Annotated in this window: 17 protein-coding genes; 5 read left to right on the top strand and 12 right to left on the bottom strand. The window is 70.9% G+C overall.

Translation table 11 applies throughout. The features are described from left to right. Window positions 1-36: 36 nt before the first annotated feature. Window positions 37-771: an SDR family NAD(P)-dependent oxidoreductase gene (locus DWB77_RS28895; protein WP_120724534.1), complete on the bottom strand. Its 735-nt coding sequence runs from the start codon at window positions 769-771 to the stop codon at window positions 37-39. A 119-nt stretch (window positions 772-890) separates the two neighbouring features. Between DWB77_RS28895 and DWB77_RS28890 the strand changes: the two genes are divergently transcribed. Then, window positions 891-2,456: a N,N-dimethylformamidase beta subunit family domain-containing protein gene (locus DWB77_RS28890; RefSeq protein ID WP_216826870.1), complete on the top strand. Its 1,566-nt coding sequence runs from the start codon at window positions 891-893 to the stop codon at window positions 2,454-2,456. A 91-nt stretch (window positions 2,457-2,547) separates the two neighbouring features. After that, entirely contained in the window at window positions 2,548-3,462 is a 915-nt protein-coding gene (dapA, locus tag DWB77_RS28885; protein WP_120724532.1) for a 4-hydroxy-tetrahydrodipicolinate synthase, read from the top strand. 527 nt (window positions 3,463-3,989) lie between these two features. On the opposite strand, the gene DWB77_RS28880 is transcribed toward dapA, so the two are convergent. The 3 genes from DWB77_RS28880 to DWB77_RS28870 all read right to left on the bottom strand — a co-directional run bounded on the left by DWB77_RS28880 (window position 3,990) and on the right by DWB77_RS28870 (window position 6,914). Then, window positions 3,990-4,904 carry an IS982 family transposase gene (locus tag DWB77_RS28880; RefSeq protein WP_120724530.1) on the bottom strand — a complete coding sequence of 305 codons (915 nt, stop codon included), beginning with the start codon at window positions 4,902-4,904 and terminating at the stop codon, window positions 3,990-3,992. Between the two features lie 58 nt (window positions 4,905-4,962). Next, on the bottom strand, window positions 4,963-5,955 hold the full coding sequence (gene dapD, locus DWB77_RS28875) for a 2,3,4,5-tetrahydropyridine-2,6-dicarboxylate N-succinyltransferase (RefSeq protein ID WP_120724528.1): 993 nt from the start codon (window positions 5,953-5,955) through the stop codon (window positions 4,963-4,965). A gap of 236 nt (window positions 5,956-6,191) precedes the next feature. Then, window positions 6,192-6,914 (bottom strand): GntR family transcriptional regulator, encoded by a 723-nt coding sequence (locus DWB77_RS28870; protein ID WP_120724526.1) that lies wholly within the window; start codon window positions 6,912-6,914, stop codon window positions 6,192-6,194. A gap of 135 nt (window positions 6,915-7,049) precedes the next feature. On the opposite strand from DWB77_RS28870, the gene DWB77_RS28865 reads away from it, so the two are divergent. Together DWB77_RS28865 and DWB77_RS28860 are read left to right on the top strand one after the other, a co-directional pair. After that, on the top strand, window positions 7,050-7,274 hold the full coding sequence (locus DWB77_RS28865; protein WP_120724525.1) for a hypothetical protein: 225 nt from the start codon (window positions 7,050-7,052) through the stop codon (window positions 7,272-7,274). A gap of 113 nt (window positions 7,275-7,387) precedes the next feature. Then, the gene (locus tag DWB77_RS28860) at window positions 7,388-8,269 is read left to right on the top strand and encodes a winged helix-turn-helix transcriptional regulator (RefSeq protein ID WP_120724523.1); all 882 of its coding nucleotides are present in this window, start codon (window positions 7,388-7,390) and stop codon (window positions 8,267-8,269) included. Between the two features lie 43 nt (window positions 8,270-8,312). Here DWB77_RS28860 and DWB77_RS28855 read toward each other — a convergent pair whose 3' ends face one another. Beyond that, window positions 8,313-8,636: a DMT family transporter gene (locus DWB77_RS28855; RefSeq protein ID WP_120724521.1), complete on the bottom strand. Its 324-nt coding sequence runs from the start codon at window positions 8,634-8,636 to the stop codon at window positions 8,313-8,315. Window positions 8,637-9,043: 407 nt separating this feature from the next. On the opposite strand from DWB77_RS28855, the gene DWB77_RS28845 reads away from it, so the two are divergent. Continuing rightward, a complete protein-coding gene (locus tag DWB77_RS28845) occupies window positions 9,044-10,069 on the top strand; it encodes a hypothetical protein (RefSeq protein ID WP_120724519.1) in 1,026 nt (341 codons plus the stop codon). A gap of 6 nt (window positions 10,070-10,075) precedes the next feature. Here the strand turns inward: DWB77_RS28845 and DWB77_RS28840 are convergent, their stop codons facing one another. The 7 genes from DWB77_RS28840 to sufD all read right to left on the bottom strand — a co-directional run bounded on the left by DWB77_RS28840 (window position 10,076) and on the right by sufD (window position 16,019). Then, window positions 10,076-11,470 carry a DUF3616 domain-containing protein gene (locus DWB77_RS28840; protein WP_120724517.1) on the bottom strand — a complete coding sequence of 465 codons (1,395 nt, stop codon included), beginning with the start codon at window positions 11,468-11,470 and terminating at the stop codon, window positions 10,076-10,078. A gap of 202 nt (window positions 11,471-11,672) precedes the next feature. Beyond that, on the bottom strand, window positions 11,673-12,011 hold the full coding sequence (locus tag DWB77_RS28835; RefSeq protein WP_100574411.1) for a metal-sulfur cluster assembly factor: 339 nt from the start codon (window positions 12,009-12,011) through the stop codon (window positions 11,673-11,675). After that, window positions 12,008-12,472: a Fe-S cluster assembly sulfur transfer protein SufU gene (gene sufU, locus DWB77_RS28830; protein ID WP_120724515.1), complete on the bottom strand. Its 465-nt coding sequence runs from the start codon at window positions 12,470-12,472 to the stop codon at window positions 12,008-12,010. Before sufU ends, DWB77_RS28835 begins: the two co-directional genes overlap by 4 nt. A gap of 11 nt (window positions 12,473-12,483) precedes the next feature. Beyond that, on the bottom strand, window positions 12,484-13,755 hold the full coding sequence (locus tag DWB77_RS28825) for a cysteine desulfurase (RefSeq protein WP_120724513.1): 1,272 nt from the start codon (window positions 13,753-13,755) through the stop codon (window positions 12,484-12,486). Next, complete coding sequence (sufC, locus tag DWB77_RS28820) at window positions 13,752-14,516, bottom strand: Fe-S cluster assembly ATPase SufC (protein WP_120724511.1); 765 nt, start codon at window positions 14,514-14,516, stop codon at window positions 13,752-13,754. The genes DWB77_RS28825 and sufC overlap by 4 nt, the downstream gene beginning before the upstream one ends. 7 nt (window positions 14,517-14,523) lie before the next feature. Further along, window positions 14,524-14,841 carry a bifunctional 3-phenylpropionate/cinnamic acid dioxygenase ferredoxin subunit gene (locus tag DWB77_RS28815; RefSeq protein WP_120724509.1) on the bottom strand — a complete coding sequence of 106 codons (318 nt, stop codon included), beginning with the start codon at window positions 14,839-14,841 and terminating at the stop codon, window positions 14,524-14,526. After that, on the bottom strand, window positions 14,841-16,019 hold the full coding sequence (gene sufD, locus DWB77_RS28810) for a Fe-S cluster assembly protein SufD (RefSeq protein ID WP_120724507.1): 1,179 nt from the start codon (window positions 16,017-16,019) through the stop codon (window positions 14,841-14,843). The genes DWB77_RS28815 and sufD overlap by 1 nt, the downstream gene beginning before the upstream one ends. Window positions 16,020-16,074: the final 55 nt, after the last annotated feature.

The following is a 16,074-nucleotide window of genomic DNA, read 5'->3' as shown; positions in this document are numbered from 1 at the left end:
CCTCCTCCCGGTCCGGACGGCCCCCCTGGACCGGGCTCACACGAGGTTGCCGCCGCCGTCCACGAACACGACCTCGCCCGTGATGTACGGGGCGTCGACGAGGTGGGCGATGGCGTCGGCCACGTCCTCGGCGCTTCCGGTACGGCGCAGTGGCACCACGCTCTCCACGTGCCGCTTGGTGTCGGCGAAGCCTTCGGCGCCCTCGTACCAGGGGGTCTCGATGAAGCCGGGCGCCACCGCGTTGACGCGGACCTCGGGGCCGAGCGTCTTGGCGAGCAGCCGCGTCATGTGGTTCACCGCCGCCTTGGAGACGGCGTAGGGGATGGAGCTGCCGTTCGGCCGGACGCCCGCCTGCGAGGACACGTTGACGACGGCGCCGGAGCCGCTCGCCTTCAAGTGCGGGGCGGCGGCGGTGATGGTCTGCCACACGCCGAGGACGTTGACGTCGAAGATGTCCCGCCAGACCTCGGGGCTCGCGGCCGCGAGGTCGTCGTGCGGGATGAAGCGGGTGGTGCCGGCGCTGTTGACCAGGATGTCGAGCCGCCCGAAGGCGTCGATGACGCCCTGGACCAGCCGCTCGGCCTCCCCGTCGACCGAGACGTCCGCCTGGATGTAGCGGGCGCCGGGCAGTTCGGCGGCGAGTTCCTCCCCCGCCTCGGGCGACCGGGAGTTGATCACGACGCGGACCCCGGACGCGGCGAGCCGGCGGGCGGTGGCGGCGCCGATGCCGGAGGAGGAGCCGGTGATCAGTGCGACACGTGCTGCGCTCATACTGCTGTTTTCCTCAATCGCGGTTTTCAGCCGCGCCCGCGCCCGATCATGCCACGGCCGGGTGCGGCTCCCGCACACTTGGTCCCCGCAGGGACCGGACGGCAGAGCGGAGTTGTGCGATGGACCGCGCGGCATTCAGTCGCAGGGCCTTCCTCGGGGCGGCCGGCGTGGCCGCCACGGCGGGAGCGGCGGGAACGGCGGGCTGTGCGCCCGGCGGTGACCGGGGCGGCAAGGACGCCGCCACCCACTCCCCCTCCCCCCAACCGCCGGCGCAGGAGAACGACCGCCCGGGGACCGCGAGTTGGCGGCTCACCGGGCGCGGCGCCGAGCACGAGGTCGAGGGCTACGCGGACCGTACGAGCGTGGCGCCCGGCGACTCCTTCCGCCTCCATGTGCACACCACCGCGAAGACGTATCGCGCCGAGGCGTTCCGGATGGGCTGGTACGGGGGCGCCCTGGCCCGCAAAGTGTGGGAGTCGGGGCCGCTGAAGGGCATACGCCAATCCCCCGCGAAGGTCGATCCGGGAACGTACACGGTCACGGCGGCCCACTGGTCGCCCGGCCCCGAGATCACGACCGGAAACTGGCCCGAGGGCTCGTACCTGATCCGCCTCACCGCCGACAGCGGCGGCCAGCGCTACGTCCCGGTCACCGTCAGGTCGGCCACCACCCGGGGCCGGGTGGTGATCGTCAACGCGGTCGCGACCTGGCAGGCGTACAACGAATGGGGCGGCCACAGCCTCTACAACGGCCCGAGCGGCGACGACGGGGACCGCTCGCGCGCGGTGAGCTGCGACCGGCCCTACCACCAGGACGGCGACGGCCTCTTCCTCACCTATGAGCAGCCGGTGGTGGCGCTGGCGGAGAAGCTGGGCCTGAACCCGGCGTACGTCACGAACATGGACATCGACCGCGACCCACGCCTACTCGACGGGTCAACTGCCGTGCTGTCTTTGGGACATGACGAATACTGGACGCAGGCGATGCGCGACCGGGTCACGGCCGTGCGCGACCGGGGCACGAACATAGCCTTCCTCGGCGCGAACGCCTGCTTCCGCCGCATACGCCTGGAGAACACCGCGCTCGGCGATCACCGCCTGATCGTCTGCTACAAGAACGACTGGCCCAAGGACCCGGGCCGCCGCGAGGGCGAACCTCCCACCACCAACTTCCGCGAGCCCCCGCACGCCCAGCCGGAGAGCTCCCTGACCGGCACGTTGTACGAGTCGAACCCGACCACCGCCGACTATGTGGTCACCTCCCCCGACCACTGGCTGTTCGAAGGGACGGGCGTCCAGCGGGGCGCGAAGTTCCCGGGCCTGGTGGGCACGGAGTACGACCGGGCGAACGGCACGGAGACGACGCCGCGCCCGATGGAGGTGATATCCCACTCGCCCCTGACCTGTCGAGGAGTACGCTCCTTCGCCAACTCGGCGTATTACACGGCGAGTTCGGGGGCGAGCGTCTTCAACACGGGGACGATGCGATGGGTGCAGTCGACGGTGGGGGCGGGCGGCCACGGCATCGACGGGACGACGGCGACGTTCACGTCGAGGGTCACGGAGAATCTGCTGCGCGCCTTCGCGGCGGGCCCGGCGGGCCGCAGGCATCCGGCGAAGGACAACCTGGATTCCTTCCACCCGTACGCGGGGGATCCGACGTGGTCGAAGCGGAACTTGTGGTGACGGGGGCCGGGCACTCTTCAGCAGAGCTAATCCCAGAACCCAGACAATCTAAGTAGACGTTAACCGTAGGGCGGGGCAAAACTGCCCACCCATGAAGACAACTTTCGGGCGGGCGCTGTGCGCCATGGTCACGCCGTTCACCGCCTCGTACGAACTCGATCTTCCGGCCGCGCAGGAGCTGGCCGCGCACCTGGTCGACAACGGCTGCGACGGGCTTGTCCTGAACGGCACGACCGGCGAGTCGCCGACGACGTCCGACGAGGAGAAGACCGCGCTGGTACGGGCCGTGGTGGAGGCGGTCGGCGACCGGGCCGCGGTCGTGGCGGGCGTGGGCAGCGCGTCGACCGCCCACACCGTGGAGCTGGCCCGGGCGGCCGAACGGGCGGGCGCGGACGGCCTGTTGGTGGTGACCCCGTACTACAGCCGGCCCCCGCAGGACGCGGTGGAGGCCCACTTCCGCACGGTGGCCGACGCGACGGGGCTGCCGGTGATGCTGTACGACATCCCGGGCCGCACGGGCACGCGCATCGAGGTCGACACGATGCTGCGGCTCGCGGAGCACGAGCGTGTCGTGGCGGTGAAGGACTGCGCGTACGACCTGCTCGGCTCGACCAAGGTGATCGGCCGTACGGCGCTGGCGTACTACTCGGGGTGCGAGGAGCTGAACCTTCCGCTGTACGCGGTGGGGGGCGCGGGCTATGTGAGCACGGTCGCGAACGTGGCGCCGGGGCCGCTGCGGGCGGTGCTGGACGCGTACGACGCGGGGGCGCCGGCCGAGGCGGCTCGCCTCAACCAACTGGTGCTGCCGCTGGTGGAGTTGATGATGGCGTCCGGCCTGCCGGGCACGGTAACGGCCAAGTCCCTCCTGAACCTGCCGGTCCGGGCGCCCCTCCTTCCGGCGTCCCCGGGGGAGGTTGCGCGGCTGGGGGTGGCGCGGGATGTGGTGCTTGCGGGGAGTGCGGGGCCGGGGGGTGCGGGGTATGTGCGCAGTTCCCCGCGCCCCTAACCGGCCCTTGGCTGCTTTGGCTGCGGGCCGTGGGTGGCTGGGCGCGCAGTTCCCCGCGCCCCTGAAAAGGGCGCTTGGGCTTGGCGGATTCGTCCGGGGTGGGCAAACCCGCACGGGGGTCCAGGGGGCGGAGCCCCCGGCGGGGGCAAGGGGCGGAGCCCCTGGAACCTCGCCTTCCCACCCCCGTCACGGGCGGGCGGGCGGGCAAACCCCACGGGGGTCCAGGGGGCAAAGCCCCCGGCCGGGGCAAGGGGCGGAGCCCCTGGAACCTCGCCTTCTCACCCCCGTCACGGGCGGGCGGGTGGGCAAACCCCACGGGGGTCCAGGGGGCAGAGCCCCCGGCCGGCGCAGGGGCGGAGCCCCTGGAGCCCGACCTTTCCACCCCCGTCACGGGCGGGCGGCTGGGCAAACCCCCACGGAGGCAACCCCGGGCGGACGCACGGCAGGGGTCCGGGGGTGGACCCCCGGTGACGCCGACTGCCGGGCGACTCCGGCTAGATGAATGAGTCCAAGGGGTGTGGTTGCGGTCAGTGATCGTAGGCAGTCAGTGATCGTTTGACTGGCTGTCCGGTCTTGTCGTTGTGCCAGATCGCCGCTGTGAGTGCGAGGATCCGGCACAGGACGCGGACCGCGACCGCGGCCGGGCTCTTGCCGCCATGTCGCTCCAGGTCGAGCTGCCCTTTGAAGGTCTGGTTGATCGACTCGATCACTTGCCGCAGCGGCTTGAACAGGTGCGCCCCGGCCCGCTCGGTCTCCCCCTTGCGGGCCGGCCGCAGCAACTCGAAGTGACGCTCAGCAAGGTCGTGCTCGAACTCGCGGCCGTAGTAGTTCTTGTCGCCGATGATCGTCTGGCCGGGATGGGAGACGGCAACGTCGGGCGCGGTGTCGAGCATGTCGCGCAGCGTTTCGCGTTCATCGGCCTTCGCGCCGGTGAGCGCGAACAGGATCGGCAGTCCGCCGAGCGTGCACACCAAATGCAGCCGCAGCCCCCAGAAGTACCGGGAATGCGACGCGCAGTAGCCGTACTGGGCCCAGCCGGCCAGGTCCGATCGTTTGGCTGTCTCGCGCGAGCAGCCGCAGCCCACGGGGGTGGAGTCGACCAGCCACACGTCGTCGCTCCACAGCGAGGTATCCACCGCCAGGATCCGGATCATGCTGGTGACCAGCGAGGACGCGCCGCGTAACCGCTTGTTGTAGCCGGACTGCTGGGGCACATAAGGGAACAGGTGGCCGAAGTCCCGCTCGACGCGGCGCAGCCAGCGCCGCTCGGAGGTGTAACCGAGCAGCGCTGACATCACCGCGAGAGTGACCAGTTCAGCGTCACTGAGCGTAGGACCGATCCCGACGGCCGGCCGCCACGGAGCCAACCGAGGCGAAGCCTTCAACTCGTCGTCGATCCGGGCATAGAGTGCTGTCGCGAGGGTGTCTACGTCTGTCTTCACACACTGACAATGGGCACCCTCGTGCCATGTCCGCAGGCCACCCCTTGGACTCATTCATCTAGTTGTGCGCGTGCAGCACCTCGTTCAGCCCACCCCACACCGCATTGTTGGGCCGCGCCTCAACCGCCCCCGTGACGGAGTTCCGCCGGAACAGAATGTTGGACGCCCCCGACAGCTCCCGCGCCTTGACGATCTGCCCGTCCGGCATCGTCACGCGCGTACCGGCGGTGACGTACAGCCCCGCCTCGACGACGCACTCGTCCCCGAGCGCGATCCCGACGCCCGCCTCGGCCCCCACCAGGCACCGCTCCCCGATGACGATGCGGACGTTGCCGCCGCCCGAGAGCGTGCCCATCGTGGACGCGCCGCCGCCGATGTCGGAGCCATCGCCGACGACGACGCCGGCCGAGATGCGCCCCTCGACCATGGACGTGCCGAGCGTGCCGGCGTTGAAGTTGACGAAGCCTTCGTGCATGACGGTCGTGCCCTCGGCGAGGTGGGCCCCGAGGCGCACCCGGTCGGCGTCGGCGATGCGTACGCCCTTGGGCGCGACGTAGTCCGTCATGCGCGGGAACTTGTCGATGGACGTCACCTGGAGGTGCAGCCCCTCGGCGCGGGCGTTGAGGCGCACGGTCTCGACGTCGTCCACGGCGACCGGGCCGAGCGAGGTCCAGGCCACGTTGGCGAGCAGGCCGAAGAGTCCGTCGAGGTTCTGGCCGTGCGGCTTGACGAGCCGGTGGGAGAGGAGGTGCAGCCGCAGATACGCGTCGTGCGCGTCCAGCGGCTTGTCGTCGAGCGAGGCGATGACCGTGCGGACGGCGACGACCTCGACCCCGCGGCGCTCGTCGGCGCCGACGGCCTTGAGCGCACCCGCGCCGAGCAGTTCGGCGGCGCGCTCGGCGGAGAGGCGCTCGGTGCCGGCCGGGCCGGGCTCGGCCACGGTCACGAGCTCGGGGGCGGGGAACCAGGTGTCCAGGATGGTGCCGTCGGCGGCGATGGTGGCGAGTCCGGCGGCCGCGGCGCCGGTCGTAGCGGTAGTCGTGTCGGTCATGCCCCAAAACCTAACCGGCCACGACCCGCCGGGGCGAACCGGTCTCAAGTGCCGGTCCCGTGTCCGCCCCCGCCCGCGGGGCGCGGGCACCCGCCGCCGAGGTACGCGTGCCCGACGTCGCAGCCCCGGCACCGGACACCCTGCCCGTGAGCTCCGCCCTCGCGACGGCGAGATCCCGGTCCGCGCTGGACCCGCCCTCGCGAGGGCGCGCCCTTCGCGTGTCCCGCCGCCCCCGGTCAGGGTGTGTACTCGTAGCCGATCGTGAACCGTGGCGGGAGGCACCACTCCCCGTACTCGATGACACCCTCGTCGTCGGACCAGCGGTGGACGCCCGCCAGCACCGGAGCGCCCACCGGCAGGGCCAGGGCGCTTGCCTCGCGGGCGTCGGCCTGGCGGGCGTGCATGTCGTCCCTGGCGTGTGTGATCGTGCGGCCCGTCGCTTCCAGAATCCTGGCCGTGAGCCCGTGGTTCCGGCCGGGCGAGGTGTTGAGCAGGTCCGGCACCAGGACGGCGAACGGCGCCGGGTACCACGTCACGGCGAACACGGTGCGGGTCTTGCCGCGCCCGGCGAGCCACTCCCTCCGGATGACTTGGTCCCCGGCCTCCAGGTCGAGGAGGTCCGCGACGTACAGCGGCGGCTTGACGAGTTCGGCCGCCGTCACCCGCGACGTCTCGCCGTCGGCAAGGAAACTCCTGACCCGCTGCACGCGCTCCAGGCGGTCCTTGGGCGTGAGGGTCCACACGGGATCGTCCGCCACGAACGTTCCACGCGGGGTGGTCCTGATGTACCCCTCGACCTGGAGCGCCTGTAGTGCGCGCGACACCGTGGCCGCGGCGGTCTGCCAGTTGCCGGCGATCTCCCGGTTGGTCGGCAACCGGTCCCCCGGCCCGAGCTCCCCCGACATGATCCGTTCGCGGAAGTGGCCGGCGATCTTCGTGAACGTCTTCTCTCCGGGCATCTGCCGTTCTCCTCACGGGAGTTGAGCCGTCCTGGCACTCGGCACCCTAGTGCACTCGCCACCCTTGTGGAGTGCTTCCAACACTTCGGAGACTGCACTAGTACACAGACGAGTGAGGACGAGGGGAGCACCCGAATGTTCGCGAGCCAACCACCCGGGACCGGCTATTACACGATGCCGCTCGCAGAGGCACCGCCCCAGGACGCCGAGGAGTGCGGAGCGTGTACCGCCCTCACCGCGCGGCTCCGCCTGGCGGTGCGGGAACGCGACCAGTCGGCCGAGGTCGACGCCCGTGTGCGGATCAGGCGACACATGCGTCAGGAACACGACACGGAGATCCCGCTCCCGTCGACCCCTTGAGGCAGCGGGTTCCCAGAGGGAACTGACTATGGCAGCATGATCCCCGCAGGTCGGCGGCGCGCGAGCCACTCGGGGAGCCATTCCGGCGCCCAGCCCCGCGAAAGGATGGGCACATGCCCCAACGCACTCGGCTCGACGGCGAGCACTGCGCCATCGCCCAGGCCCTGGACGTGGTGGGCGACTGGTGGACCCTGCTGATCGTGCGCGACGCGGCGCGCGGGGTGCACCGCTTCGACGCGCTCCAGCGAGAGCTCGGCATGTCCCGCAAGGTCCTCGCCGAACGGCTGAAGCTCCTGGTGGAGTGCGGGGTTCTGGTGCGCGAGCCGTACCAGGAGCGCCCGGTGCGCCACGAGTACCGGCTCACCCCGCACGGCCGCGCCCTGCTGCCCGTACTGATCGCGCTCCAGGACTGGGGAGACACCTGGGTGCTGGGAGAAGGAGAGACGATGGCCACCTCGACCGAGACGTCCGGCGAGACCGAGCGGGTCCGGGAGCTGGTCGGCACCCGGGTGCCGGAGCTCCAACTGACCGATTTCAACGGGGAGTTGACGGACCCGGTCGCGCCCTCGGCCCCGTACACGGTCCTGTACTGCTTCCCCGGCGCCTACGCCCGCGCCGAGTCCTACCCGCCCGGCTGGGCCCAGATCCCCGGCGCTCGCGGCTGCACCCTGGAGTCCTGCACCTTCCGCGACCAGCTGGCCGAGTTCACCGCCGCGGGTGCGAGCGTGCGCGGGGTGTCGACCCAACGCCCGGACGAGCAAAGGGCGTTCGCCGACAAGGAGGCCCTGCGCTTCCGGTTGCTCTCGGACGCCGGTCTCGACCTGACGGCGGCGTTGCGGCTGCCCACCTTCCGCGTGGCGGGGGTGACCCGGCTCAAGCGCCTGACCCTGGTGGTCGACCGGGACCGTACGGTGGTCGAGGCGATCTATCCGATCACCGACATCGAGGCGAGCGTGCGGGCCGCGCTCGCGGCGGTCCTGCGCGCCGGTGCCTGAAGCGGCACTCGGTGAGCGCGCCCGCCGAGGCGCGCCCGCCGCCTCAGTGCGCCGCGCCACCCAGGTTGAGCAGCACCACTCCGCCGATGATGAGGGCGATCCCGGCGATCTTGGCGGCGGTCATCGCCTCGCCCATGAACACCATGCCGACGGCGGCGATGACCGCCGTGCCCACGCCGGACCAGATCGCGTACGCGGTGCCCACGGACAGGGACTTCAGCGTCAGCGACAGGAGGAAGAACGCGAGCAGATAGCCGACGCCGGTGATCAGTGAGGGCCAGAGCCTGGTGAACCCCTCGCTGTACTTCAGCGCGGATGTCGCGACGATCTCCGAACCGATGGCGCAGGCGAGCAGGACGTAGGGCATGCGTCCAGGATATGAGCGCACGCGCGGCCGGGGAGCAGTGCCCGGAGGCGGTTGCCGCCGTCCAGGGCGCAACGGCGGGCCCTCGGCGGGCTCCCGTTGTTCCGGCCGGGTCACAGAGCACGCCCCGAGCCGAAGCCGCAGGCCGCGCGGGCTACGGTAAGGCGATCGATCAGGGGACGGGACGTGCGGAGACGTACGGGAAGTGTGAGGTCGCGGTGGCGCAGGACATGGGGTGGGGGCCCGGAGCCCAGGGCGGACCGCCGGGGCCCCCGCCGGGACCGCCGGGGCCCCCGCCGGGACCGCCGGGGCCCCCGCCGGGACCGCCGGGACCGCCGCCGGGCTGGGGCTTCCAGGGTGGGCCGCCCGGGCCGCCGCCGGGCTGGGGGCCGGGCTGGGGCGGTGGCTGGATGCCGCCCCCGCCGAAGCCGGGTGTCATTCCGCTCGGGCCGCTGAGCCTCGGCGACATCCTCGGCGGCGCCTTCTCGGCCCTGGGCCGCCACTGGAAGCAGCTCTTCGGGATGGCCCTCGTGGCGTACGGGCTCGCGGCGTTGGCGATGTGCGGGGCGGCGGCGATCGCCGTGGCCGCCGTGCACGACCATCTCGTCCTGGTCTTCGACACCACCGGCCGGGTGGCCCCGGCGCGCTCCGACGTGCAGCCGGTGGTGATCGCGGGGGCCGTCGTCGTGGTCGTCGCGATGGTGATGTGGCTCGTCGCGATGGCCTGGGTGTACTCGGCCGTCCCGGCCGTGCTCCAGGACGCGGTCCTGGGCCGCAGCACCACCTTCGCCACCGTGTGGCGCAAGGCGTGGTCCAGGTTCCCCGCCGTGCTCGGCGTGGTGGCGGTCCAGTGGGCGGCCATGCTGGCCATGGCGCTCCTGTTCGTGGTGGCGCCGACGGCGATGTTCCTGTCGACCTCCCGCCACCACGCCCCGTCGCCCGTGCCGATGCTCCTGTTCGCCCTGGCCGCCCTCGTCCTGATGCCGGTCGGCACCTGGCTGTGGGTGCGCTACGGCTTCGCCCCCGCGATCGCGGTGCTGGAGAAGCAGCGCCCCGTGCAGGCGCTGCGCCGCTCGGCCCACCTGGTCAAGGACGCCTGGTGGCGGAGCTTCGGCATCCTGATCCTCGTCACCATGATGAGCGGCGTGATCGGCTACTTCATTCAACTGCCGTTCACCTACGGCGGGTTGTTCGCGGCGATGCCCCTGACCCTGGGCGACCACTCGACCGGCGGCCTGGTCTCGGCCGTCGCCATCATCGTGGTGCTGTATCTGGTCGGCATGGTGATCAGCCAGTTCGTGTCGACCACGCTGCCCCAACTCGCCGCCGGTCTGCTCTACATCGACCAGCGAGTGCGCCGCGAGGACCTGGCGCCCGCGCTGGCGGACGCGGCCGGCGTCCCGCGGGCACCGGCCGGCCCGACGGGCACCTGGTAGTCCGGGTCAGCCGGTGACCGTGAACCACGTGGCCCGGGACTTCTTCCACTCGGGGTGGAGGAGGTCCTTGGCCTCGGTGCCGTCGCCGTAGAGGTCGGCCGAGCCGTCGTCGGTGATGAACTGCGCCTTGGCGCCCGCCTGGTTCAGGTCCGGGACGTCCACCACGGCCTCCCAGCCGCCCGGGTCACTGGTCGGCAGGTCGGCCCGCTTGACGGGGGCGTGCTGGGCCACTCCGTCCCAGGAGTAGACCGCGTACGGGTCGGAGTTGTCGTCCGCGGCCCAGGAGCCGGCCACGATCAGATACTGGTCGGCCGCGTTCTTGCGGATGTCGCGGATGCTGAGCCCACCGAGGTCGAGCTGGATGGCGGCGCCGAACACCGGCTTGGCGCCGCTAGCGAGGACCTTGTCGAAGTTGGTGACGGGCACGATCAGCGCCTTGCCGCCGTCGACCGGCGGCGCGAGCGGCGCCCGGAACCCTATGTACGCGGTGCTGGTGGAGCCGGGCGCGAACTCCAGGCCCTCCACGTTGAACCCGTCGATCTGCTTGGGCGCCTGGCCGTCGGCGGTCGCGGCCGCGAAGCCGAAGCGGTCCCCGTTGGCGTGGTCCCAGGCGACGAGTCCGTCCCGCAGCTTCTTGTACGAGCCGCCGAGCGTGAGGCGGGTCGCGGCGCCCGAGCCGGTGACGGTGGTCGTGAAGACGGTGTTGCGGTCCGCCTTGTACGCGCCGTCCTTGTTGTTGCCGAGCGAGCCGGTCCAGTAGATGGTGTCGCCGACCCGGGCCGCGCCCTCGATGTCGATCTCCTTCGACACCCCGAGCGCAGAGCTGAAGTCCCAGCTCCGCACGGGCGCTCCGGAGGCCGAACGGTCGTACAGGCGCAGCGTGTTGGACTCGTCGTCGGCGACGACCGCATAGCCGCCCCCGACGTCCACGGCGGCCGATGCGTCGCTGGAGCCGGTGAGGTAGCGGGTGTCGGCGGCGCCCTGCACGGCGGCGGAGGCGGCGTAGTGCAGCGTCTTGGTGGCGCTCTTGCCGCCGAGTCCGGTGACCTTGAGGGTGAGGTCGGTGTAGCCGCGCCCGTGCGCGGTCACGGACAGCTGCCGGGCGGCGCCGGTCCCGGTGACCTGAACGTCCCCGGTGCCGGCCACGGACGACGTGGAGCTCGCCGAGGCGGCCACGGTGAGCGCCGAGGCGTCGGCCCCGCTCTGCCCGACGGTCACGGTGACGACCGGGTCCCCGGTGGCGCCCACGGCTCCGGACAGGTAGGAGGCCGAGAGCCCGATGGTCGGGGTCCCGTAACTCACCGCGTGCGCCGGGGGGTTGAGCCCCAGGCCGGCCAGCGCGAGGACTCCGGAGGCGGCCGCGACGGCCTTGGTACGGCGGAGCGGCGGGTGATGCGGCACGGGGAGGCCTCTCGTCGGCGGGGTGTCGTCGAGTAGGTTCCGGCCGTCCCGCCACGCGCGGGCGTACGCGATCCGTACAGCAGACGAACGTCAGCCGATCAGCAGCCGCCCGCCCCTGGCACCTGGAACCCGTTTCCGGCACCCTGCCATGCGAAGGCCCCCGGCACCAGAGGTGCCGGGGGCCTCGACGTGCGGGCGGAGCTCAGACGTTGAAGCCCAGCGCGCGCAGCTGCTCGCGGCCGTCGTCCGTGATCTTGTCCGGGCCCCACGGCGGCATCCAGACCCAGTTGATCTTCAGCTCGCTGGCGATGCCGTCGGTCGCCGACTTCGCCTGGTCCTCGATCACATCGGTCAGCGGGCAGGCCGCCGACGTCAGGGTCATGTCCAGCGTGACGACGTTGGAGTCGTCGATGTGGATGCCGTAGATGAGGCCGAGGTTGACGACGTCGATGCCCAGCTCGGGGTCGACGACGTCGTACAGCGCCTCGCGGATCTCTTCTTCGGTCGCCGGCTTGATCGCCGCCTGTGCGTTCTCGGTCATGCCGTCTTCCTTTCGGCGACGTCGCCCAGAGCCTGGGCCGTCGCGTCCTTCCACGCCATCCAGCTCAGCAGAGCACACTTCACACGGGCCGGGTACTTGGAGACGCCGGCGAAGGCCACCGCGTCCTCAAGGACCTCCTCCATCGCGTCGTCGGGCTCCAACTGGCCCTTGGACTGCATCAGCTCCAGGAAGGTCTCCTGGATCCGCTGCGCGTCGGCCAGCTCCTTGCCGACCAGCAGGTCGTTGAGGACCGAGGCGCTGGCCTGGCTGATCGAGCAGCCCTGGCCCTCGTACGAGACGTCCTCGATGCGCGAGCCGTCGTACTTCACCCGCAGGGTGATCTCGTCGCCGCACGTCGGGTTCACGTGGTGCACCTCGGCGTCACCGTCCCGCAAGCCCCGGCCGTGCGGGTGCTTGTAGTGGTCCAGGATGACGTCCTGGTACATCGAATCAAGCTTCACGTCGGTAACCCCTAGCCGAAGAAGTTTCGTACGTGCTCCAAGCCGTCCACCAGGGCGTCGACCTCGGCGGGCGTGGAGTACAGATAGAAAGACGCTCGCGTGGTCGCGGGAATTCCGTAGCGCAGGCACACCGGGCGCGCACAGTGGTGGCCGACGCGGACCGCGATGCCCTCCTCGTCGAGGACCTGGCCCACGTCGTGCGGGTGGATGTCCCCGAGCGTGAAGGAGATCGCCGCGCCGCGGTCCTCGGCCGTGGTGGGGCCGATGATCCGCAGATCGGGCACCTCCAGGAGGCGCTTGACCGCGTACTCGGTGATCGCGTGCTCATGCGCGGCGATCTTGTCCATGCCGATCGCCGAGAGGTAGTCCACCGCGGCGCCCAGGCCCACGGCCTGCGCGATCGGGGGCGTGCCCGCCTCGAACTTGTGCGGCGCCGGGGCGTAGGTGGAGGAGTGCATCGAGACCGTCTCGATCATCTCGCCGCCACCGAGGAACGGCGGCAGGTCCTCCAGGAGCTCCTGGCGGCCCCACAGGACGCCGATGCCGGTCGGGCCGCACATCTTGTGGCCGGTGAAGGCCACGAAGTCGGCCTGGAGCGCCTGTACGTCCAGCGGCATGTGCGGGGCGGCCTGCGAGGCGTCGATGCAGACCAGCGCGCCGACCTGCTGCGCGCGGCGGACGATCGCCTCGACCGGGTTGTGGGTGCCGAGCAGGTTGGAGACGAGCGTGAAGGAGACGATCTTCGTCTTCTCGGTGATGATCTCGTCGATGTTCGACAGGTCGAGCCGGCCGTCGTCGGTCAGGCCGAACCACCTCAGCTTCGCGCCGGTGCGCTGCGCGAGCAGCTGCCACGGCACGATGTTGGAGTGGTGCTCCATCTCCGTGATGACGATCTCGGTCTCGTTGTCCACGCGGTAGGGCTCGTCGGCCCAACCCAGCATGTTGGCAACGAGGTTGAGCGACTCCGAGGCGTTCTTGGTGAAGATGACCTCGTCGCGGCTGGGCGCGTTGATGAACCGGGCGACCTTGTCACGGGCGCCCTCGTACAGCGCCGTGGCCTCCTCCGCCACCAGGTACACGCCACGGTGGACGTTGGCGTTGTGCCGCTCGTAGTACTCGTTGAGCGCGTCGAGCACCTGGCGCGGCTTCTGCGAGGTCGCCGCGGAGTCGAGGTAGACGATCTTCTTCCCGTCGTGGACCACACGGTCCAGCAAGGGGAAGTCCTTGCGGATCGCCTCGTCCAGGAGAGCGGACTGAGTGAGGAGGCCCGGCAGCTGTGTCACTCGGAAGCGCCACCCTTCGTGTACGACTCGTAGCCCTCGGCCTCGAGCTTGTCGGCGAGCTCGGCGCCGCCGGACTCGACGACGCGGCCGCCCGCGAAGACGTGGACGTAGTCGGGCTTCACGTAGCGCAGGATGCGGGTGTAGTGGGTCACCAGGAGGGTGCCGACCTCGCCGTTCTCACGGACGCGGTTGATGCCCTCGGAGACCTGGCGCAGCGCGTCGACGTCGAGGCCGGAGTCGGTCTCGTCGAGGATCGCGATCTTCGGCTTGAGGAGCTCCAGCTGGAGGATCTCGTGGCGCTTCTTCTCACCGCCGGAGAAGCCCTCGTTGACGTTGCGCTCGGCGAAGGCCGGGTCCATCTGGAGCTGCTCCATCGCGGACTTGACCTCCTTCACCCAGGTGCGCAGCTTGGGGGCCTCGCCGCGGATCGCGGTGGCGGAGGTGCGCAGGAAGTTGGAGACCGAGACGCCGGGGACCTCGACCGGGTACTGCATGGCGAGGAAGAGGCCGGCGCGGGCGCGCTCGTCGACGGACATCTCCAGGACGTCCTCGCCGTCGAGCGTGACGGTGCCGCTGGTGATCGTGTACTTGGGGTGCCCGGCCAGCGAGTACGCCAGGGTCGACTTGCCGGAGCCGTTGGGGCCCATGATGGCGTGGGTCTCGCCCTGCTTCACGGTCAGGTCGACGCCCTTGAGGATCTCGCGGGGGCCGTTCTCGGCCTCGACGGAGACGTGCAGGTCGCGGATTTCAAGCGTTGCCATGGGGAACTCAGGACTCCTGGGTGACGGAGACGAGCACATCGTCCCCTTCGATCTTGACGGGGTATACGGGGACGGGGCGCGTCGCGGGAAGACCGGACGGCTTGCCGGTGCGGAGGTCGAAGCTGGAGCCGTGCAGCCAGCACTCGATGGCGCAGTCCTCGACCTCGCCCTCCGACAGCGACACGTTCGCGTGCGAGCAGATGTCGTTGATCGCGAACACCCCGCCCTCGGTGTGGACGAGGGACACCGGCGTGCCGTCGATCTCCACCCGCTTGGGGGTGTCGCTCTCCAGCTCGCTCAGCGCACAGGCTTTGACGAAGGCCATCAGACGGAAGCCTCCAGCTCCGTCTCGATCTTCGCCAGCAGGCGCGCCTCGACGTCCGGCAGACCGATCTGCTGCACGAGCTCCGCGAAGAAGCCGCGCACGACCAGGCGGCGGGCCTCCATCGGCGGGATGCCGCGGGACATCAGGTAGAAGAGCTGCTCGTCGTCGAAGCGGCCGGTGGCCGACGCGTGACCGGCGCCGGCGATCTCGCCGGTCTCGATCTCCAGGTTCGGCACCGAGTCGACGCGGGCGCCGTCGGTGAGAACCAGGTTGCGGTTCATCTCGTAGGTGTCCGTGCCCTCGGCCGCGGCCTGGATGAGGACGTCACCGATCCACACCGCGTGCGCGTCCTCGCCCTGGAGGGCGCCCTTGTAGACGGCGTTGGACTTGCAGTGCGGGGTGTTGTGGTCGACCAGTAGGCGGTGCTCCTGGTGCTGGCCGTGGTCGGTGAAGTACAGACCGAAGAGCTCGGCCTCGCCGCCGGTGCCCGCGTAGGAGACCCGCGGGTGCAGCCGCACCAGGTCGCCGCCGAAGGTGACCACGAACGACTTGAAGGTGGCGTCGCGGCCGATCAGCGCGTTGTGCTGGGCGACGTGGACGGCCTTGTCGTCCCAGTCCTGTACGGAGACGACGGTCAGCTTGGCGCCGTCGCCCAGGAGGTAGTCGACGTTGGCGGCGACGACCGCGTCACCGGTGTGGTCGATGACCACGACGGCTTCGGCGAAGGCGCCGAGCTCGATGACCTGGTGCCCGTAGGCCACGCCGCCCTCGCCGTGCACGGCGATCCGGATCGGCTCGGTGAGCACGGTGTCCTTGGGGACGGTCACGACGGAGGCCTTGTCGAAGGACGAGTACGCCTGGGCCGCGACGCGGTCCACCGGCGTGCCGGCCTTGCCCAGCCGGGCGTCGTCGCGCCCGACCGCCTCGACGGTGACGCCCTCGGGCGCCTCGACGGTGACCGTGATCCCGTCACCGTTCGCGACGGCGGTGCCGTCGTGCAGCCCGCGCAGCCGCTCCAGCGGCGTGAACCGCCACTCCTCCTCGCGACCGTGCGGGACCGGGAAGTCACCGACGTCGAAGGACGGGGGCGCGCTCATGCGGGTGGCGACGGTCGACTCGGCGGCGACCGCGATGGATCCCGCGGTGGTGGAGCCCACCGGGATGTTTGCCTCAGCCATGGCTGTCGTAGTGCTCTCTTCCTAGATCAGAAACTGCTCAACTGCCGGACGGGGA

Source organism: Streptomyces hundungensis, assembly GCF_003627815.1.
Classification (GTDB): domain Bacteria; phylum Actinomycetota; class Actinomycetes; order Streptomycetales; family Streptomycetaceae; genus Streptomyces; species Streptomyces hundungensis_A.
The sequence above is the reverse complement of the archived record's forward strand: the minus strand, read 5'-3'. Positions and strand labels throughout refer to the sequence as shown.